The 20,600-nt window shown below is 66.8% G+C and carries 15 protein-coding genes and 2 pseudogenes; 9 read left to right on the top strand and 8 right to left on the bottom strand.

Annotated elements, in window-relative coordinates:
- Window positions 1-34: 34 nt before the first annotated feature.
- Window positions 35-1,063, bottom strand: coding sequence for a DMT family transporter (locus tag DKT77_RS15225; RefSeq protein ID WP_238547931.1), 1,029 nt, complete (start codon window positions 1,061-1,063; stop codon window positions 35-37).
- A gap of 118 nt (window positions 1,064-1,181) precedes the next feature.
- Between DKT77_RS15225 and DKT77_RS15220 the strand changes: the two genes are divergently transcribed.
- On the top strand, window positions 1,182-2,177 hold the full coding sequence (locus DKT77_RS15220) for a hypothetical protein (RefSeq protein WP_109812533.1): 996 nt from the start codon (window positions 1,182-1,184) through the stop codon (window positions 2,175-2,177).
- Between the two features lie 111 nt (window positions 2,178-2,288).
- Here the strand turns inward: DKT77_RS15220 and DKT77_RS15215 are convergent, their stop codons facing one another.
- Entirely contained in the window at window positions 2,289-3,086 is a 798-nt protein-coding gene (locus DKT77_RS15215) for a VPLPA-CTERM sorting domain-containing protein (RefSeq protein WP_109812532.1), read from the bottom strand.
- A gap of 136 nt (window positions 3,087-3,222) precedes the next feature.
- On the bottom strand, window positions 3,223-4,164 hold the full coding sequence (locus tag DKT77_RS15210; protein ID WP_109812531.1) for a hydrogen peroxide-inducible genes activator: 942 nt from the start codon (window positions 4,162-4,164) through the stop codon (window positions 3,223-3,225).
- 185 nt (window positions 4,165-4,349) lie between these two features.
- Between DKT77_RS15210 and katG the strand changes: the two genes are divergently transcribed.
- On the top strand, window positions 4,350-6,518 hold the full coding sequence (gene katG, locus DKT77_RS15205; RefSeq protein ID WP_109812530.1) for a catalase/peroxidase HPI: 2,169 nt from the start codon (window positions 4,350-4,352) through the stop codon (window positions 6,516-6,518).
- A 54-nt stretch (window positions 6,519-6,572) separates the two neighbouring features.
- Here the strand turns inward: katG and DKT77_RS15200 are convergent, their stop codons facing one another.
- Entirely contained in the window at window positions 6,573-7,838 is a 1,266-nt protein-coding gene (locus tag DKT77_RS15200) for an aspartate aminotransferase family protein (protein ID WP_420798324.1), read from the bottom strand.
- Window positions 7,839-8,121: 283 nt separating this feature from the next.
- Window positions 8,122-10,173, bottom strand: coding sequence for a methyl-accepting chemotaxis protein (locus DKT77_RS15195; RefSeq protein WP_109812528.1), 2,052 nt, complete (start codon window positions 10,171-10,173; stop codon window positions 8,122-8,124).
- Between the two features lie 323 nt (window positions 10,174-10,496).
- Between DKT77_RS15195 and DKT77_RS15190 the strand changes: the two genes are divergently transcribed.
- Together DKT77_RS15190 and DKT77_RS15185 are read left to right on the top strand one after the other, a co-directional pair.
- Window positions 10,497-11,669 carry a GAK system CofD-like protein gene (locus DKT77_RS15190; protein ID WP_109812527.1) on the top strand — a complete coding sequence of 391 codons (1,173 nt, stop codon included), beginning with the start codon at window positions 10,497-10,499 and terminating at the stop codon, window positions 11,667-11,669.
- A 148-nt stretch (window positions 11,670-11,817) separates the two neighbouring features.
- Window positions 11,818-12,474, top strand: coding sequence for a hypothetical protein (locus DKT77_RS15185; RefSeq protein WP_109812526.1), 657 nt, complete (start codon window positions 11,818-11,820; stop codon window positions 12,472-12,474).
- A 15-nt stretch (window positions 12,475-12,489) separates the two neighbouring features.
- Here DKT77_RS15185 and DKT77_RS15180 read toward each other — a convergent pair whose 3' ends face one another.
- Window positions 12,490-12,699 carry a SlyX family protein gene (locus DKT77_RS15180; RefSeq protein WP_109812525.1) on the bottom strand — a complete coding sequence of 70 codons (210 nt, stop codon included), beginning with the start codon at window positions 12,697-12,699 and terminating at the stop codon, window positions 12,490-12,492.
- A 117-nt stretch (window positions 12,700-12,816) separates the two neighbouring features.
- Here DKT77_RS15180 and hisS point away from each other — a divergent pair, with 117 nt between their 5' ends.
- Genes hisS through hisG form a run of 3 tightly spaced genes read left to right on the top strand, consistent with a single transcriptional unit; the run spans window position 12,817 to window position 16,111 of the window.
- The gene (gene hisS / locus DKT77_RS15175; protein ID WP_109812524.1) at window positions 12,817-14,310 is read left to right on the top strand and encodes a histidine--tRNA ligase; all 1,494 of its coding nucleotides are present in this window, start codon (window positions 12,817-12,819) and stop codon (window positions 14,308-14,310) included.
- Window positions 14,307-15,416, top strand: a complete 1,110-nt coding sequence (locus DKT77_RS15170; protein ID WP_109812523.1) for an ATP phosphoribosyltransferase regulatory subunit — start codon at window positions 14,307-14,309, stop codon at window positions 15,414-15,416. The genes hisS and DKT77_RS15170 overlap by 4 nt, the downstream gene beginning before the upstream one ends.
- Window positions 15,413-16,111 carry an ATP phosphoribosyltransferase gene (gene hisG, locus DKT77_RS15165; protein ID WP_109812522.1) on the top strand — a complete coding sequence of 233 codons (699 nt, stop codon included), beginning with the start codon at window positions 15,413-15,415 and terminating at the stop codon, window positions 16,109-16,111. The genes DKT77_RS15170 and hisG overlap by 4 nt, the downstream gene beginning before the upstream one ends.
- Before the next feature lie 287 nt (window positions 16,112-16,398).
- On the opposite strand, the gene DKT77_RS15160 is transcribed toward hisG, so the two are convergent.
- Complete coding sequence (locus DKT77_RS15160) at window positions 16,399-16,830, bottom strand: DUF1489 family protein (protein WP_109812521.1); 432 nt, start codon at window positions 16,828-16,830, stop codon at window positions 16,399-16,401.
- Between the two features lie 91 nt (window positions 16,831-16,921).
- Between DKT77_RS15160 and DKT77_RS15155 the strand changes: the two genes are divergently transcribed.
- Window positions 16,922-19,195 (top strand): adenosylcobalamin-dependent ribonucleoside-diphosphate reductase, encoded by a 2,274-nt coding sequence (locus DKT77_RS15155; protein WP_109812520.1) that lies wholly within the window; start codon window positions 16,922-16,924, stop codon window positions 19,193-19,195.
- 236 nt (window positions 19,196-19,431) lie between these two features.
- Window positions 19,432-20,136, top strand: a pseudogene (locus DKT77_RS15150) (hypothetical protein); the annotation flags it as partial.
- On the opposite strand, the pseudogene DKT77_RS15145 reads toward DKT77_RS15150, so the two are convergent.
- Window positions 20,130-20,564 (bottom strand): annotated as a pseudogene (locus DKT77_RS15145) (IS110 family RNA-guided transposase); the annotation flags it as partial. The pseudogenes DKT77_RS15150 and DKT77_RS15145 sit on opposite strands and share 7 nt — an antisense overlap.
- Window positions 20,565-20,600: the final 36 nt, after the last annotated feature.

Here is a 20,600-nt window from a genome sequence, read left to right as displayed (position 1 = left end):
CGCCGACAGGAAAGGGGGCCGCGCGCCCCCTTTTTCAGTTCTTGGGCGGGGCGATGCGGCCATCGGGTGGGCCGGGGTCCGGCACGGGCCCATCCGACGTGCGTCCGCGCAGCGCGATCACCGCGCCCGACGCGACGATCAACGCGATCCCGGCAAGCGTGACCGGACCGACCCGGTCGCCCAGCAGCAGCCAGCCCCAGAGCACGGCGAAGATCAGCAGCGCATATTCGTAGACCGCGACGAAAGACGCTTCGACGCTCTGGTAGGCGCGGATGATGAGCCCTACCGCCACAAGCGAGAACACCGCCTGCGCCACCGTCCAGGCCCAGGCCGCGCCCGACATCTGCCCCCACAGGCGCAAGGTGAACCCGGCCGCGCCTTCCGGGACCGGCTGCGGGAACAGCGCCAGCGCACCCAGCCCGGCCAGCCCCCATAGACCCATCGCCGCGAAGAACCCGAAGAGCAGCGTCAGCGCCGCCTCACCGCCGCACCATTCGCGGGTGGCGATCTGCGCCAGCGCGTAGAACAGGCCCGACACCACCGGCACGAGCGTCAGCCAGCCGACCTGCCCCGCCTCGGGCCGCAGCACGACAAGCACACCTGCGAACCCCGCCGCCACCGCACCAAGCCGCAACGCGCCCACCCGCTGCCCGAAGAAAACCATCGACAGCAGCAGGATGAACAGCGGCGCGGTGAACAGTCCCGCCACCGCTTCTGAAATCGGCAGCACCGCCAGCGCGGCGAAATAGATCATCAGCCCGCAGGACAGAACGAAGCTGCGGGCAACGACCGGCCGCCAGCGGCGCGGCCGCAGCCGCAGCCCGCGCCAGCGCGCGAAGACCACCAGCAGGCACAGCGCCATGGCCGAGCGGATCACCTGAAACTGCCAGAGCCCCGCCGTGTCGGCGATCACGACGACGAAATTGTCCACCAGCCCCATCAGCGCCATCGCCGTCAGGATCATCGCGGCCGCCGCCACGGGCCGCGACGGGGCAAAGGGCGCCGCCATCGGCGAACGGGTGGTCGCGGAAGAAGGGTCGTCGATGGCGTGTCTGTCCGGCATGGTCCCATTGGCCGCACATCGCCTGCGGCGTCAAGCCGGACACTGCGCGATTGTGCAGCGCGCCGGGCTGGCCTAGTCTCTCCGCAGGGCAGGATCGAATGCAAAGCAGGCTCCGTCGATGACGGTGTTATCCAAGTACCAGCGCCTCGAATGCGCAGGCATCTGGCATCCCGCCGCGGATGCCCAGCGGCGCGACGTGTTCGTGGCGCTTGGCAAGGCGTCGCTGATCATCAAGGACGCGAACGACACCGCACTCGCACATTGGTCGCTGCCGGCGGTCGAGCGGATGAACCCCGGCACACGGCCCGCGCTTTACGCGCCCGGCGCGGATGCGGACGAATTGCTGGAGATCGACGACGAGACGATGATCGATGCGATCCGCACGGTGGGCCGCGCGCTCGGGAAGGCGCGGGCGCGGCCGGGGCGGTTGCGGCGCGGGGTGCTGCTGCTCAGTACCGCGGCGCTGGCGGCGCTGGCCGTGTGGTGGCTGCCGGGCGCGCTGACGCGCCACACGGCTGAACTGATGCCGGCCGGGCTTCGGGGCGAGATCGGGCAGCGGCTTCTGCGGGAACTCGCGTCTTATGCGGGGCAGCCCTGCACCAGCCGCAACGGCACGGCAGCGCTGGCGGAGCTACGCCGCCGCATCCTCGACGATCCGCGCTGGTCGCTTGTGGTGGTGCCCAGCGGACCCGCGCTGTCAGCGCATCTGCCCGGACGGATGATCCTGCTGCGCAGCGACGCGATCGAGGGGCAGGATTCGCCCGATCTTGCCGCCGGTCTTGTCCTTGCCGAAGCGGCCCGCGTTCGGACGCGCGACCCGATGCTCGACCTGATCGGCGCGGCGGGCCTGCCCGCGACCCTGCGCCTTCTGACACGGGGCGAGATCGAGCAGGACACCCTGCGCCGCTACGCCGCCGATTTCCTTCCGCGCCCGCCAGTGGATGTTCCGGCCGCGGAACTGGCGGCGGATTTCGCGGCCGCCGGGGTGCGCACAGAGCCCTATGGCACGGCGACCGGCAGCGCACTGCCCGGTCCGGCTGCGGACGATACGCCACCAACCCGGATCGTCACAGATGCGACCTGGCTGCGACTGCGCGGCATCTGCGAAGACTGAAGGGTCCGGCCACCTATCGGATGGCCGGACCTTCATCTGCCGGACGGCGAGAGCGGGGCATTCAGGGTAGCGGCCGGAGGCCCGCCGCGCCATCCGCGTCCGAGATCTGGGTCAGCGCGCGGCGCGGCGACGGCGCGCCAGGCCAAGCCCGCCAAGCGCACCGGCCAGCAGCAGACCCGCCGCGGGCACCGGCACCGGCGCCGTGTAGGTCACGAGGTTCTGGCTCGACGCGTTCTCGAGAAAGGTCACACGGTTGGCCGACAGCAGCGTCCAGTCGTCGGTGCCCGCCCCGTCCAGCTTGTCGAGCCAGCCTTGCGCCAGCGCGAACACGCCCGTCGAGTTGCTTTCAAACGTGTTGGTCAGCCCGTCCGTGAAGCTCAGGAACGTCGAGCCGGGCAGGTTCTCGAAGCTTTTGGCCGTGACGTCGAACGCATCGCCGGTGGGCGTGCTGATGTCGCCGTACGCCAGCTTCCAGACAGCCAGCTGCGTGGCGGCATGGTGCTGCGCACCGGCCAGCGGGTTGAAGGCGGTGCCCAGCAGGGTGGAGATCAGGCCGCGCCGCGTATTGGAGAACAGCGTGTTGTTTTCGGTATAGCTCACCGCGCTGCCGGTGCTGGTGGTGATCGACTGGGTCACCTCAATGCAGAAGGCGATGAAGTCCTCATATGCATCCGAAGTCCCTGCCGCGCGCTTCTTCAGGTGGAACGATCCGGCGCTGGTGTTGACGACCGACTGCGAGACCGGATCGGGCGCGTTGATCTGGCCCGAAACCGACTTGTTGCCGGTGCCGTCATTGCTGATCGAAGACCGCTGCTGCAGCACGTCATAGGTGGCCGCACTTGCTGCTGCCGGCACGATCCCGATCGCCAGCGCCGCGATGATCGCGCGCCCTGCTGTAAATCCATACATCTTTAATAACTCCCGAACTGGTTTGCTTCGCAGGGGGGCGCGCAACCGACTTTCGGAACTCGGCCCATACGAATGTCTTTGGGTAACATCCGTCCGAAGTTCCGGTCCATTCGTTTCAAATGAAGCGGTTAATTGGTTAATTCATGCATGTGGCGGGGTCGGGATCACCGCCCGTCGCGGCGGCGCGCAGCGCCTCGCCGGAGTCGCGCACCACCAGCGAGATCTGCGCCAATTGGTCCGCCAGCGGCGAGGTCCGGCGCCAGATCATGCCGATCGTGCGCGACGGTGCCGGGCTGGCGAAGCGTGCGATCGATACGTTGGCGGACCGGGTTTCGACCGGCACCGCCATGTCCGGGATCAGCGTAACACCGATCCCCGCGCCGACCATCTGCACAAGCGTGGACAGCGAACTGCCATCCAGCAATTCACGCGGTTCGGTGGCGCCGATCTTGCAGAACGAAAGTGCCTGGTCGCGAAAGCAATGCCCCTCTTCCAAAAGAAGCAGCCGCATCTCGCGCAGCCGCCGCCCGCTGGGCACGGGCTTGCCCGCGTCGTGCCCGGGCCGCACCAGAACGAAGTCCTCGGAAAAGAGCGCGACCTCCTCGAAGGCAGGTTCCGATACCGGCAGCGCCACGATCGCCGTATCCAGACGTCCCTCGGCCAGTTCATGGATCAGCTTGGGCGTCAGCGTCTCGCGCACGCGGATGTCCAGCCCGTCATGCAACCGCGACAAGTTGGTGACGATCGTGGGCAGCAGATAGGGCGCGATGGTCGGAATCACACCGATCCGCAGCCGCCCGACCAGACGGTCGGTGTTGGCGCGCGCAAGATCCGACAACTCGTCCACCGCGCGCAGGATATCGCGGGCACGCAGCGCAAACTCTTCGCCGAAACCGGTCAGCCGGACCTGCCGCGCACCGCGTTCGAACAGCGGCGTGCCAAGCGTGTCCTCCAGATCACGGATCTGCATGGACAATGCCGGCTGCGAGATCGCGCAGGTGTCCGCCGCGCGCCCGAAATGCCCCGACCGGGCCAGCGCCTCCACGTATCGCAACTGTTTCAGAGTTAGACTCTTCATAAGGGCAGATTATGACCTCTATCAGAAAATTCAACTTAAACTAATCGCCGTGCTTTGCTAGAACGATTCCAAACAAGGCGTCTAGCCGCTTGTGCGCCGCCCCTTTGAACCCCACGTCGAAGAGATGCGTGGTGCACATGCCCTTCGCCGCATCACTGAACGATCAGCCATGAACGGAGAGACCAATGGACGGCAACGACATTCCCGCAGGCGGTAAATGCCCTGTCATGCACGGCGGCAACACGGCCCTCGCCAATTCAGGCATCAGCTGGTGGCCCAAGTCGCTCAAGCTTGAGATCCTCGCGCAGAATGACACCAAGTCCGACCCGATGGGGCTGGATTTCGACTACCGCAAGGAAGTCCAGAAGCTTGATGTCGACGCGCTCAAGAAGGATCTGACCGCACTGATGACCGACAGCCAGGAATGGTGGCCGGCCGACTGGGGTCACTACGGCGGCCTGATGATCCGTCTTGCTTGGCACGCCGCCGGTTCCTACCGGATGGGCGATGGCCGCGGCGGCGCGGGCACCGGAAACATCCGCTTTGCACCGCTGAATTCGTGGCCCGACAACGCCAGCCTCGACAAGGCCCGCCGCCTGCTGTGGCCGATCAAGAAGAAATACGGCAACGCGCTGTCCTGGGCCGACCTGATCGTGCTTTCTGGCACCGTAGCCTACGAATCGATGGGTCTGAAGACGTTCGGCTTCGGTTATGGGCGTGCGGACATCTGGGGCCCCGAAATCGACATCAACTGGGGCAACGACACCCAGCTTCTGGCCGAATCCGACCAGCGTGTGGAAGACGTGACCAACCCGGACACGATGTACAACCCGCTCGCAGCGTCGCACATGGGCCTGATCTACGTGAACCCCGAGGGCGTGAACGGAAATCCCGATCCTGCGTTGACCGCAAAATACGTCCGCACCACCTTCGCGCGGATGGCCATGAACGACGAGGAAACTGCGGCGCTGACCGTCGGCGGGCATACCGTGGGCAAGTGCCACGGGTTCGACGCCGAGATCGGCCCGGCCCCCGAGGGCGCCGACATCGCAGAGGCCGGTCTTGGCTGGCACAACCCCGGCTTCAAGAACACGGCCAACACCGCCCATACTTCGGGACTTGAAGGCGCATGGACGACCAACCCGACAAAGTGGGACAATGGGTATCTCGACCTGCTGTTCGGCTACGAGTGGGAAGTGAAGAAGTCCCGCGCGGGTGCCTGGCAGTGGGAACCGATCGACATCGCCGAAGAGCACAAGGTGCCGGACGCGACCGACCCTTCGATCAAGCACAACCCGATCATGACCGATGCCGATATGGCGATGAAGGTCGACCCGATCTACCGCGAAATCTGCGAGCGGTTCCACAAGGATCCGGAGTACCTGTCCGACACCTTCGCGCGGGCATGGTTCAAGCTGACGCACCGCGACATGGGCCCGAAGGCCAATTATTTCGGCCCCGACGTGCCCGCAGAAGACCTGATCTGGCAGGACCCGATCCCCGCGGGCCCAACCGGCTATGACGTTGCCGCGGTGAAGGCGAAGATCGCGGACAGTGGTCTTTCGGTGTCCGACATGGTCGCGACCGCCTGGGACAGCGCCCGCACCTTCCGAAACTCGGACAAACGCGGCGGGGCAAACGGCGCGCGCATTCGCCTTGCGCCGCAGAAGGACTGGGCGGGCAATGAACCCGACCGCCTTGCCCGCGTGCTGGGCGTGTTGGAAGGCATCGCCGCCGACACCGGCGCCAGCGTCGCGGACGTGATCGTGCTGGCGGGTAACGTCGGTGTGGAACAGGCCGCAAAGGCGGGCGGGTTCGAGATCGAGGTGCCGTTCACGCCGGGGCGGGGCGACGCGACCGACGCGATGACCGACGCGGAAAGCTTCGACGTTCTGGAACCGATGGCTGACGGCTATCGCAACTGGATGAAGGCCGATTTCGCAGTCAGCCCTGAGGAAATGCTGCTCGATCGCACCCAGCTTATGGGGCTGACCGCCCCTCAGATGACCGCGCTGGTCGGCGGGATGCGGGTGCTCGGCACCAACCACGGCGGCACGAAACACGGCGTGTTCACCGACCGCGAAGGCACGCTGAGCAACGATTTCTTCGTGAACCTGACCGACATGGCCAACTCGTGGGTGCCCACCGGAAAGAACATGTTCGAGTTGCGGGACCGCAAGTCGGGCACCGTGAAGTGGACAGCGACGAGCGTGGATCTGGTGTTCGGCTCGAACTCCATCCTGCGCGCCTATGCCGAAGTCTACGCACAGGACGACAGCCGCGAGAAGTTCGTGAAGGACTTCGTGGCGGCCTGGGTCAAGGTGATGGACGCGGACCGGTTCGACGTCGCCTGACCGGCATACCTGAACACGGCATTGCAACGGCGGCCTTAAAAGGGCCGCCGTTCGTCATTCCGGGGTGCCGTGACCGCGCGTCCCACCGTGCAGCGCCTGTTCCAGCGCCGCCACAAGCCGATCGGCGTGTTCGGGGCGGAAAACAAGCGGCGGTCGGATCTTCAGTACGTTCCCGTCCAGTCCGCTGGTCGAGATCAGCACGCCCGACGCCCGCATCGCGTTGACGATGGCAGCCGCGTTCTGCGGGTCGGGCCGCGCGCTCCCGTCCGGTGTCACGACATCGACCCCGGCGAACAGACCCGCGCCGCGCACCGCGCCAAGGACCGGATGCCCCGCCTGCACGTCGCGCAGCCTAGCGCGCAGATGCGCGCCGGTCGCCGCCGCATTGGCGATCAGCTCCTCCCGCGCGATCACGTCCAGCACCGCGCCCGCTGCGGCCATGGCCACCGGGTTGCCGCCGAAGGTGTTGAAATATCGCACATCGCGGCCGAAACGGGCGATGTGTTCGGGGCGCACGGCAAGGCCAGCCACCGGGTATCCGTTGCCCATCGGTTTGCCCATAGTGACGATGTCGGGCTGGACGCCATGCCGCGTGAAGCCCCACATCCCTTCGCCGGTACGCCCGAAGCCGGCCTGCACCTCGTCGGCGACATAAAGCGCGCCGACCGCGCGGGCGGCTTCGGCGGCGCCGCGCAGCAGACCCGGCGGGCCGTCCACAACGCCGTCGCTGGCGAAAATCGAATCGCACAGGAACATCGCTGGTCCCACGCCCGCGCGGCCCAGATCGGCGAACGCCGCCGCAACGTCGGCGGCAAAACGGCCGGCCGGGTCCGGGCCGTCCAGCGGCGCCGGGACCACGCGCACATGCGCAGGCAGCCCACCGGGCAGGCGCAGCGCGGGCGAGAACGCCGCCGCCGCCTCCGTCACCCCGTGATAGGCGGTCTGCGTCACGACAACCCCCCGCCCGCCTGTCGCGCTTTGCGCGATGCGGAAGGCAAGATCGTTCGCCTCGGACCCGGTGCAGGTGAACATCATGTGCCCCAGCGGTTCCGGCAGGCTGTCCAGCAGCCGCGCCGCCAGATCGAGCGGCCCGTCATGCAGGTAGCGCGTGTGGGTGGCCAGCCGCCCGGCCTGCGCCGCGATCGCCGACACAACATGCGGGTGGCAATGACCGACCGAGGCCACGTTGTTGTACCCGTCTAGATACGCGGCGCCCTGCGCGTCGAACAGCCACACGCCGTCGCCCCGCACAAGGTGCAACGGTCTGTCGTAGAAAAGCCGGTAGGCCGGGCCCAAAAGCGCCGCGCGGCGCGCCTGCATCGCCGCCACCCCGCCCACGGCGCCGCAGGGGTCGCCCCGATCACCGTTTGCCTGTTCGGCTTCTCCGTCTGCGTCGCGCCCCGTCATCGGCTGTTCCCATCGCACCGCGCCGGTTCAGCACTAAGCCATCGCGGCGATCGGTTCAGCGCGTCAAAACGCACCGCCCGCCCCACTCGATCACGGCGGGCCGGGCGGTGCACGGCCAGGCCCTGCCCAAAACGAACACAGCGCGCCCCGGTGACGGGGCGCGCTGCACGGCGCTACAATGTCGCGCGGAGCCGCGTCAGATGGTGCGCACGCGGGTCACGAAGCCGGTCATCGCGCTGTCCATCTGCTGCGTCGCCTGTTCCACCAGGCGCACCCCGCCCAGCACGTCACCCGAGGCGCGCGCGGCCTCGTTCGACGCGGCACGCACTTCGCTGAGGCTGGTGTCCGCTTCGACCACCCGGTCGGCGGTCATCGCCATGCGCCGGGCGATATCGCTTGTCACTTCGCCCTGCTGTTCGGCCGAAACCGAGATGCGCTGCGCCTGTTCGTTCACCTTGCCGATCAGCCCGGAAATCGTGCGGATCGCCTCTGCGTTACGCTGGACCGACTCGAGCACCTGGCGCACTTCCCCGGCGATTTCCTCGGTCGAGGTGGAGGTGCGGTTCGCCAGCTTGCGGATCTCTGCCGCGACCACCGCGAAGCCCTGCCCCGCCTCACCCGCATGGGACGCCTCGATCGCGGCATTCAGCGAGAGAAGGTTGGTCTGCTTGGCGATGTCGTCGATCAGTGTGACCACGCCGTTGATGCGCCGCGCGCCCTCTTCCAATTCGGCCAGAAGCTTCGAAGAGTGCTCGGTCTTCAGCGCGGCCTCGGACACCAGTTCCGAAGTATCGACCACGCCGCGTACCACTTCCTGGATCGAGCAGGACAGCTCTTCCACCGCGCTTGCCACGCTGGTGACGTCGTCCGAAGTGCGCCGCGTGCCGTTCTGCACTTCACCGGTCTGCCGATTGGTCTGCTCGGCGATCGCAGCCATCTCCTCGGAGGCAGAGCGCGCCGTGTCGGAGGTTTCGGTCAGGATGCCGATGGCGCGGGCCGCCTGTTCCTGCATCTCGGCGCCAAGGCGGCGCAGCGGTTGCAGCAGCCATTGCGCAAGACCCAGACCGAACAGCAGGATCACCACGGCCACCCCGATCTCCGTCTTGATCGCAATCTCACGGGTTTCGTCCGCCAGCGCCATCGCCTCGCTCCGGCTGACCTCCGACACGATGCGCCAGTCCAGCCCGGGCACATCCAGCGGACGCTTGGCCGCGATCACGTCTGTGCCAAGATGGTTCTCCCCGTCGAACATGGTGATTTCGCCCGGCCGCGCATCCAGATCGATCAAACCGCCATCGAGAAGCACACCCACATCCAGCCCTTCGCCGAAGCGCGGCGTGGACCGCAGCCGCCGGTCCGATCCGACAAGATAGGTGTCTGACGTCTCGGCCCCGTCCGCAGCGGTGCTGAGCATGTCATTGATGAAGGCCAGCGGCACCTGCAGCGCTGCGACGCCAAGGAAGACCCCGTCATCCGACCGAACCGGCACGAGAATGAAGGATGCAGCTGCGCCATAGGACGGCGCGTAGGGTTCGAAATCGACGAAGACCAGCGGCTCCGCCCCTTCGGAGGCGATCATCTGCCGCGCCGCCGCGCCGAAGGCGGTCCCGGCATAGGGCCCGTCGGCCAGCGAGGTGCCGAAATCGAGTTCCTTGTAGACCGAATAGACGATGGTGGCGTTGTCCGGCTCGATCAGGAAGATGTCGTAGAAGCCGAACCGCTCCAGATAGTTTCGGAACGCCGGGTGATACTCGGCATGAAGCGCCGAATACGCGCTGCCGTCGCCCGCGTCGTCCAGCATCTGCTTCTCGCCGATATCGTTCGGGTTGGACGCAATGTAGAGGCTCTGAAGCAGTTCGCCTTCAGCGTCGATGCCCCTGCGCCAAGCCTCCATTTCGACCTCGCCACTGCCCGGCGTGAAGTCGCGCTGGTAAGCATAGCGCGCGTCAAGCGCCACTCGGTCCGGCACCAGCCCCGGCACATCGTCCAGCGTGCGTGCGGCGGCTGCAAGCTCGACCAGCGCCTTGGCAGTGGCCGGGTTCTCGGCGAAGTTGTGCGACAGATCCATCAGCCAGTCGAAATACGTCTCGACGATACGGCCCTTCAGTTCCAGCCCGCCCTGCACCTTCTGCACTGCGCTGAGGTGCGCGAAACCGGTCATCCGGTTCAGGTCCAGCTTCGAAATCACCATCGTCGGCACGAGGCCTCCGAGCAGCAGGGCAATCGCCACCTTGTACTTGAAACGCATCGTCTTGTTGTCCTTTCATGTGCTGTTGTCGGCGAGCAGCAGGTTGTGTCACTGAAGGGCTCAACGGTGACGCACAGGCACGTTTTACAACCGAAAGGCGGTACTACACCTTTAGCCGCAGCACTTCGTCGGGGATGAACCGATGCGCATGTCGATATACTTTCGCGCAGCGCCGAGGCATCCGAAGCGCCCTGCCTTGCGCGCTGTCGGGATGAAGGCGCCGCCCCCGCAGGCCCGCGTTCGCAGCGGATGACGCCGCGCACGACGGCGGCTATGACGAAAGCTAGGGACATGACTGCGCCCTGCCCGGACACGGACTCGCCATGACGAAGATCACCCTCGAACGCGACGGCGCATTGCCAGACGGGCTGCGCGTGGCCCGCGCGCTCAGCGCGCCGCATCTCGGCCCGCGGCTGCTGTTCTTCAGCGGCGGCAGCGCGCTCAACGGAATCTCGCAGGCGCTCAAGCGCTACACCTACAACTCCATCCACCTGATCACGCCATTCGACAGCGGCGGCAGCTCGCAGATCCTGCGCCGTGCCTTCGACATGCCCGCCGTGGGCGACCTGCGCAGCCGCCTGATGGCACTGGCCGACGACACGGTGCTGGGGCAGCCCGACATCGTGGCGCTGTTCTCGCACCGTCTGGCCGCCGATGCCCCGGCAGGTGCCCTGCGGGACGAGGTCGCCGCGATGACGCTGGGCACGCATCCGCTGGTCAAGGCGGTGGCGCTGCCGATGCGGCGGCTGATCCGGCGGCTGCTTCAGGACTTCGCAGACCGGGCACCCGCAGATTTCGACTATCGCAAGGCCAGTATCGGCAACCTGATCATCGCGGGGGGATACCTGTCCAACGACCGCGCGCTGGAACCGGCGCTTTTCCTGATGTCGAAGATGGTCGATGTACGCGGGACGGTCCGCGCGGTGGTGGATGCCAACCTTCATCTCGGTGTGGAACTGGCCGATGGCCGCCGCCTGCTTGGCCAGCGCGAGATCACCGGCAAGGAGGTCGCGCCGCTGGACGTGCCGATCGTGCGCGCCTTCCTCGACGGGCCGAACGGCGCGCGGCCCGAGCGCCTGCCCAAACGCAACGGCAAGCTGATCGGGCAGGCCGACGTGATCTGTTATCCGCCCGGCAGCCTCTATTCCAGCGTGGTCGCCAACCTGCTGCCGCAGGGGGTCGGGCGGGCGGTGGCGGCGCGGCGGGTGCCGAAGATCTACCTGCCCAGCCTCGGGCCCGACCCAGAGGCGCTGGGTCACGATCTTGCCGCACAGGTCGGCGCGTTGCTGACGCCGCTGCGAGCCGATGCCGGGTCGGATGTGGCGACGCGGCACCTTGTCTCGCACGTGATGTGCGACCGCTCGGTGGACCCGGCAGCCTGCGCCGCGGTGACCGCGCGCCACGGCATCCCGTGCCTGCGCGTGCCGCTGACAGGCGCGCGCGCCGACCGCTATGATCCGCAAAAGGTATGCGAGATGCTGATTTCCGCCGATTGACGCCACGCACGCACGCCGAACAGCCGCGGCGCCTTCTCTTACTCCGTTGTTAACCCTCGTTTCCAAAACCCTGACGGACGGGGCAAATCTGAAAGCCCCGTTAGGATTCACGCCCTAGACCGGAAGCGGGTGAAGAACGGGGTATTTCATGGAACGGCGCGCATGTCTGGCGGCGCTGGTGGGCGGGGGCCTGCTGGCGGCCGGTCTGCCTGCCCGGCGATCCGGGGCGGGACAGGCCGGCAAGGGCTGCTACAGGCTGGGACAGGGCGGCGTGCGCTGCGCGACCGGCTTCGTGGACACGCCTGACCTGCCGTCGGCCGCCTGCCGCAGCCATGCCTGGGCCGCCTGCCTTGCATATGTGATGCGCGGCTTCGGCGCGCGGGTCGAACTTGCGGATCTGCTGGCGCGAGCCGGCGGGGCGGGCTGCGCGCCTCACGATCCGCGCAGCGACCCGGCGCGTCTGCATGCGATGGCCGGGCACTGGCAGGACCGCGAAGGCAGACGCTTCCTGCTGGGGCTGGCACCGCTCGGCTCGCTGCACGAAACGCATCCCGACCCGGAAATCTTCTCGCGGCTGCTGGACCGGCTGTCACGCCAGCCGCTGTTGTGTGGCGCGGCCGGGCACACGACCGTCGTGACCGAGATCACGACGCGCAGCCCGCAGCCCGGCAACCCGTGGCGCGAGGCGGTGACGGTGCGCGATCCCTGGCCGCCCGGCGCCGGGTTGCGGCCGCTGACGGACCGCGAGCTGGCCCGCCCGTCCTGGGTGCTGGGCGTCACGCTGCGCCCGGTTTCGGGCGCCTGAGCGCGGAGGGCCGCGTTACCAGTGCGGCGGAGGACGGTCGGCCACTGGCACGCTGCCGCCCGACGCGTATTCCCGCTCCGCCTCACGCTGCATCAGCATCTCGATCCGCCGGGTCAGCGCCGCGATCTCTCGGTCCTGCCGCGCCACCACATCCGACACGTCGGCAAGCGCCCGTTCCAGGTGCGCGATCCGTTCCTCCATCGCGTCCGTTCCGTCCTTTTCCATACCCGCTCCCCTGCCCGCATGACCGGCAACCTCGCCGCGCCCGCATGACGGGCGACATGGTTGCCCCCTTTCGCCCCATCGGCTAAGGCACGCGCGACCATCACCAGCGAGGGCCCCATGGCCAAGAAGGACAGGAAAGCGCCGCGCCCGAAGGCCGAGACGCCGAAAGGCTTCCGGGACTATTTCGGCGCCGAGGTCAGCGAACGCAAGGCCATGCTCGACACTATCGCGCAAGTCTATCATCGCTACGGCTTCGATCCGCTGGAAAGCTCGGCCGTGGAAACGGTCGAAGCGCTTGGCAAGTTCCTGCCCGACGTGGACCGCCCGAACGAAGGGGTGTTCGCCTGGCAGGAGGAGGGCGGCGACTGGCTCGCCCTGCGCTACGATCTGACCGCGCCGCTCGCCCGCGTCTACGCGCAGCACCGCAACGATCTGCCGACCCCCTACCGGCGCTACGCGATGGGCCCGGTCTGGCGCAACGAAAAGCCGGGGCCGGGGCGTTTCCGGCAGTTCTATCAATGCGATGCAGACACTGTGGGGGCCCCGTCGGTCGCCGCCGATGCCGAGATTTGCGCGATGCTCGCCGACACGCTGGAGGCCGTGGGCATCGAGCGCGGCGACTACGTGGTGCGCGTGAACAACCGCAAGGTGCTGAACGGGGTGCTGGAAGTGGCCGGGCTGTTGGACCCCGCCGACCCAGCCGCGCAGGCGGCAGAGCGCGGCATCGTACTGCGCGCCATCGACAAGCTGGACCGCCTAGGCCCGGACGGCGTGCGCGCGCTGCTTGGCGAAGGCCGCAAGGACGAAAGCGGCGATTTCACCAAGGGGGCGGGGCTTGCCCCCGAACAGGCCGACACGGTGATGGGCTTCATGCAGGCCACCCGCGCCAGCGCCGCCGAAACTCTCGCCACCCTGCGCGCACTCACGGCAAGCTCCGTCACCGGCACCGAAGGCGTTGACGAGCTTGCCCAGATCGCGGACCTGCTCGCCGCCCAAGGCTACGGCCCCGACCGCATTGTAATAGACCCGTCCGTCGTACGCGGCCTCGGCTATTACACCGGACCCGTTTACGAGGCGGAACTGACCTTCGAGATCATGGGCGAGGACGGCAAGCCCCGGCAGTTCGGCTCGGTCGCCGGCGGCGGGCGCTATGACGATCTGGTAAAACGGTTCACCGGGCAGGCCGTGCCCGCCACGGGCGTGTCCATTGGCGTGGACCGGCTTCTGGCCGCGCTCGCCGCCACCGGCAAGACCGGCGCGCGGGCCCCCGGCCCTGTCGTCGTGACCGTGATGGACCGCGACCGCATGGCCGACTACCAGAAGATCGCGACCGAACTGCGTGCGGCAGGCATCCGGGCCGAGGTCTATCTCGGCAACCCCAAGAACTTCGGCAACCAGATGAAATACGCCGACCGGCGCGGCAGTCCGCTCGCCATCATCCAAGGCGCGGACGAGGCGGCGCGCGACGTGGTGCAGATCAAGGACCTCGTGCTCGGCGCGCAGATCGCCGAGAATGCCAGCCTTGAGGAATGGAAGGCGAACCCCGCGCAATCCGAAGTGCCGCGCGCCGACCTCGTGGCCACAGTGCAGCGGATGCTGGCCGGGTCATGAACCGCCTTCCCAAAGCCGAAGTACGCGCCGAAGCGCTGCGCCTGCGCGCCCGCTTCGAAGCGGCCGGCGCCACGCCGGTCGATCCCGCCGTGCTGCAACCCGCCGCGACACTGCTGGACCTTTATGGCGAAGACATACGTGCCCGTGCCTACGTCACCGCCGACCCGTTGCGGGGAGAACAGATGCTGCGGCCCGATTTCACCGTGCCCGTGGTGCAGGAACACATGGCAGGCGGCGCGGACCCGGCGCGCTACACCTACGCCGGAGTGGTGTTCCGAAAGCAGGAAAACGACGAAACCCGGCCCAACGAATACTTTCAGGTCGGGCTGGAGATATTCGACGGGGCCGACCCCGAAGGCGCCGATGCGGAGGTGTTCGCCGCTATCGCCGACGCGCTGTCTGGCCTGGCGGTGAAACCCGCGACCGGAGATATCGGTATCACCCGCGCCGCGCTGGCCGGGCTGTCGCTGTCAGACGACCGGCGCGCGGCGCTGATGCGGCACCTGTGGCGGCCGCGCCGGTTCCGCGCGCTGATCGACCAGTTCGCCGGGCGCAAACCGACCGCGCCGCACCGCAAGGCGCTGCTGGCCACGATGGCCGCGGGGGGCGACCCGCTGGCCGGAGCCGGGACGATGATCGGCCTGCGCAGCGCCGATGAAATCCGCGCACGGCTGGACCGGATCGCGCGGGACGCGGACCAGCCGCCCCTGCCCGCCGCCGAGGTGGACCTGCTTGACCAGGTGACAGGGATGAAGGACATGGCCCCCGCCGCGTTGGAACGGCTGCGCGACATCGCCGTGGACCTGCCGCCGCTCGGGCCGGCAACCACGCGGCTGGCGCGGCGGCTCGATGCGCTGGACGCGCGCGGGATAGACGTGGGGACGCTGCCGTTTGAAGCGGGCTTCGGGCGCACCACGCTGGAATATTACGACGGGTTCGTGTTCGGCTTCACCGTGCCGGGACGGCCCGACCTGCCGCCGGTGGCAACTGGCGGGCGCTATGACGCGCTGACGCGGTTGCTGGGCCGAGGTGCGGCGATCCCGGCAGTGGGCGGGATCATACGCCCGGAAATCGCGCTGCACCTTCGCGGGGGGGCCTCGGGATGACACTGAAACTCGGGGTGCCGTCAAAGGGGCGGCTGATGGAAAAGACCTTCGACTGGTTCGGAGCGCGCGGGCTGACGCTCCAGCGCACCGGGTCGGACCGCGAATACGCGGGCGCCGTGACCGGGATCGACGGGGTGGACCTCGTGCTGCTGTCCGCGTCCGAAATCCCGCGCGAATTGGCCGCCGGGCGCATTCATCTCGGCGTCACCGGCTCCGACCTCGTGCGCGACACGCTGGCGGCCTGGGACGACCACGTAACCGAACTTGACCTGATGGGTTTCGGCCATGCCGACCTTGTGATCGCCGTGCCGCAGGCCTGGGTGGACGTGGACAGCGTGGCCGATCTCGACAGCGCAGCGGCAGCCTTCCGGGCCGAACACGGCTTCCGGCTGCGGATCGCCACCAAGTATCACCGGCTGGTGCGCGAATTCCTGAAGCGCGAAGGCGTGGCGGATTACCAGCTTGTGGACAGCCAGGGTGCGACCGAGGGCACCGTGAAGAACGGCACCGCCGAGGCGATCGCCGACATCACGTCGACAGGCGAGACGCTGCGCGCCAACCACCTCAAGGTGCTGTCCGACGGCGTGATCCACCGCAGTCAGGCGACGCTGTTCAAGTCGCGCAAGGCGGGCTGGCAGCCAGGCGACCGCGAGACGCTGACAGCCCTTCAGGACCGGCTCGGCACGCTTGTGTGAACGCCCTGCCGGACGGGTCCCCGCCGGGCCGGTCTGTCTGGATGGGCCGGGCGGGATCGGTGCAGGATCGGACCGGATTGAGCACGGCACAGCGGGCCGCATCTGGTCGGGGCAAACCGCTTTCGTGTGGGGCGGGATCGATTGGGGCGGTGTCAGCGACCGGCGCCGCCGCCCTTAACCCGAGCGAACTACGCCGCGCATCCGAAGGATGGCGTGCAGGGCTTGGCTGCCGGATTCTTACAGGACCCCGAAAAGACTACTAAAGGTTACCTCCGCCGCGTTCAGGGTCACAGCACGCCGATCTCCGCCAGTGCCGCGTCCAGCGACGGTGGCAGCGCGTCGTCCGCCGCACGGCCCGCCCGCAGATCTGGCGGGGCGTCCTCCGGGCGCAGGTAACGCCATCCTTGGAAGGGTTTGCGCGGGCTGGGCGCGGTGCGCACCGCGACCGGGTCCAGCACAATCCCGCAGCGCGCGATGCCGTCCTCGCCGGTCACCTCGTCCAGCCGCACGATCCGCTGGCGGGCCAGAATCACCCCCTTGAACACCCAGTAAAGCGACCCGCCTGCCAGCAGTTCCGCCGCGCGTTTGGGCCACATCCGCGTGACGTGGCGGGGTGCACCCTGCCCGTTCTGAGCAACGCGCTGCGCCTGCCAGGCCAGCAGGTCCTCCAGCTTTTCCGCGCCCACGCAGAGCTTTACCAGATTTATGTGGTCCGCCATCACTGCACCCCTTTATCTGGTGAAAATAGTTGAAACTGCAGCGCTGGCAAGCTACCTTGCAAGGCCTTCCCCGCAGTATGAAAGACCTGTCATGAGCCGTTTCTCCGCCCCCATAGCCGAAGCCATCTGGGACATGAAGTATCGCCTCAAGACGGCGGAGGGCAACGCCCTCGACGCGTCTGTGGAAGACACCTGGAAACGCATCGCGGGCGCGCTTGCGGCGGTGGAGAAAGACCCCGCCGCGTGGGAGCCGAAATTCTACTCCGCGCTGGAGGATTTCCGCTTCCTGCCCGCCGGGCGGATCATCGCGGGGGCCGGCACGGACCGTACCGTGACGCTGTTCAACTGCTTCGTGATGGGCACTATCCCCGACAGCATGGGCGGCATCTTCGAGATGCTGCGCGAGGCGGCTCTGACCATGCAGCAGGGCGGCGGGATCGGTTATGACTTCTCCACCATTCGTCCGAAAGGCGCGCCTGTCCAAGGGGTTGCGGCAGATGCCTCGGGACCGCTGTCGTTCATGGACGTGTGGGACGCGATGTGCAGGACGATCATGTCGGCCGGATCGCGCCGAGGCGCGATGATGGCCACGATGCGCTGCGATCATCCCGATGTGGAATCCTTCATCACCGCCAAGTCTGACAGCGCACGCCTGCGGATGTTCAACCTCTCGGTTCTGGTGACCGACGATTTCATGGCCGCCGTGAAGGCCGACAAGCCGTGGGACCTCGTGTTCGGCGGGACTGTCTACAAGACCTTGCGTGCCCGCGACCTGTGGGACCGGATCATGCAGTCGACCTATGATTTCGCCGAACCGGGCGTGATCTTCATCGACCGGATCAATACGGCCAACAACCTGAATTACTGCGAGGAAATCGCGGCAACCAATCCTTGCGGCGAACAGCCTCTACCGCCCTACGGCGCGTGCCTTCTGGGGTCGATCAACCTGGCGAAGCTGGTCACGGCCCCGTTCGAGGACGGCGCGCGGCTCGACGAGGCCGCACTTGACGAACTGGTGCGCACGGCGGTGCGGATGATGGACAACGTGGTCGATGCCTCACGCTTCCCGCTGGAGCAGCAGGCCCGCGAGGCACAGTCCAAGCGGCGGATCGGGCTGGGCGTGACAGGGCTGGCCGATGCGCTTCTGATGGTCGGGCAGCGCTACGGGTCCGAGGAAGCGGCGCGTCAAACCGACCGCTGGTTGCACGCGATCGCCCGCGCCGCGTATCTGGCGTCAGCCGATCTGGCAGCCGAGAAGGGCGCGTTCCCACTGTTCGACGCCGTGCCCTACCTCGCAAGCGGCACGATGGCGCAGATGGACGACGACGTACGCGCGGCAATCGCCGAGAAGGGCATCCGGAACGCGCTTCTCACGTCCATTGCGCCAACAGGGACAATCAGCCTCTACGCTGGCAACGTGTCGTCCGGGATCGAGCCGGTCTTCGCCTATAGCTACACCCGAAAGGTGCTTCAGAAGGACGGGTCCAAGACCGAGGAGGAGGTCGTCGACTACGCCGTCCAGATGTGGCGCGAGAAATTTGGCGATCGCGAACTGCCTGACCACTTCGTCAACGCGCAGACTCTCGCACCGCTGGACCATGTGCGGATGCAGGCGGCGGCGCAGAAATGGGTGGACAGTTCCATCTCCAAGACCATCAACTGCCCGGCCGACATCACCTTCGAGGCGTTCAAGGACGTGTACATGGCCGCCTGGGATCAGGGCTGCAAGGGTTGCACGACCTACAGGCCGAATGCCGTCACCGGCAGCGTGCTTAGCGTGACCGAGGATGCCAAGAACGAGGCCGCAAGCGCGGACGGACTGCAAACCGAGGGCGATGTCGTCTACATGACCGAACCGCTCGACCGCCCGGCGGAGCTCGCGGGAGCGACCTACAAGCTGAAATGGCCAGACAGCGAGCACGCGATCTACATCACAATCAACGATATCGAGGTAAGCGGTCACCGCCGTCCCTTCGAAATTTTCATCAACTCCAAGAACATGGAGCATTTCAGCTGGACCGTGGCGCTGACACGGATGATCTCGGCAGTGTTCCGTCGCGGCGGCGACGTGTCCTTCGTGGTGGAGGAATTGAAAGCTGTGTTCGACCCGCGTGGCGGCGCGTGGATGGAGGGGCGCTACATCCCGTCCATCCTTGCGGCGATCGGCGGCGTGATCGAGCAGCACATGGTGGAAACGGGGTTCATCGGCGGTGAGGGTCTTGGCCTGAAAAGCGACCCGAAGGCGCAGGTCGCCGTGGTGGGCGAGCGTCGCGGCAAGTCCTGCTCCAGCTGCGGCAGCTTCGAGATGCGGATGGTGGAAGGCTGCATGACCTGCGCGAATTGCGGCTTCTCGAAATGCGGCTAGATCCTATGTGTTCAGCTTTTTGTTCTGACAACCAAAGTTCGCACTTTCAGGGCCATAACGCGCACTTTTTACAACCAAAGTTCGCACTTTCCTTGAAATGGCAGCCGATTAAGGGCTTTTGCGGCACGGGAGCTTGGTGACGGAGCAGCGCCGCGGGTGAAGCGACTTGGGTTCCGCGATGCCTTGGCGGAACAGGCGGAATGGAACAGCCGCGCGATCCGTGGCAGCGTGTCTCCATGATCGAGTTCCGTGCGCTTGCCGACGACCACCCCGACCTCGCGCATTCTCCCTTGCTTCGGGGGGCGCTGTTGACGCTGCAACACGCGCAGACACACGGCTCGATCGGCCTGACAAAGACCAAGGCGTTCAAGCGCGTTTTCGTTCATTGGGCGGTCGAGCATTTCGACTGGCCAGGCAGGAGTGCGGAAGAGATGCTCCGCACCAACAAGGTCATCAATGAATACGAGTTTTCACCGCTCGAACTGCTGCATTTTCTTCTGATATCCCGGCGCCTCGCGCGGCACTACAAGGGCGAGTTTCGGCTGACCAGACGCGGTGCGGAGTTGGCTCAAGCCCCAGGTCGCCTGTTTGCCGAGCTGATCCCGTTCTTCGTGCTCAGGGTCGATCACGCCTCTTACGCACGCTTCGACGAGCGCCCGTTCGGCGACTGGGACGTCTGGCTGAACGTGATGAACGTCGAGGCCGAGCACGGCACGACGGAAGCCGCCTTGTTCGAGACGTTTTATGGCGAAGCGCAGGACTGGCACACCGCGGGGTGGCGCGAGATGGCCGCCTTCTCTTCCTGTGTGTTGCGGCCGCTTGAATGGGCGGGATTGCTTGCGCAGGTCCGCGAAGACGGCGAAGGGAAAGTGGTTTCCCATGTCTTCAAGACGCCGCTCTGGCGCAGCGGGCTAAGACTTGAGACCGACAGCATGCTGAGGTGTCCGCGGAGCGCGTTGATGGCCTGCGTGCGCTGCCGGACGAGCAATTCCCGGACGCGGAAGACGCTGGCCGCCCCCTGCGTTTCTTCGCTCTTCACGGGCACGAAGCGCATGTTCGGTCTCTGCGCAGCTTCGCGGATCGCCTCCGCGTCAGCTGCATCGTTCTTTTGCCGGTTGACGAACGGCTTCACGTAGGCAGGCGGGATCAGTCTGATGTCATGGCCGAGCCGTGCCAGCTCCCGCCCCCAGAAATGGGCGCCACCGCAGGCTTCCATCGCCACGAGACAGGGCGGTAACTTGGCGAAGAACTCAATCACTTGAGCTCTTCTGAGCTTCTTTCGTAAAACAGCTCTGCCTTCGCTGTCTGCGCCGTGGACCTGGAACACATTCTTCGCCAGATCCAGTCCGACCGTGATAATCTCCGACATGACCGCCTCCCAATACGGATTGTTGCGATCCCACCT

The organism is Meridianimarinicoccus roseus (assembly GCF_003172915.1).
Taxonomy (GTDB): domain Bacteria; phylum Pseudomonadota; class Alphaproteobacteria; order Rhodobacterales; family Rhodobacteraceae; genus Meridianimarinicoccus; species Meridianimarinicoccus roseus.
This window is presented reverse-complemented; position numbering and strand designations above follow the sequence as displayed.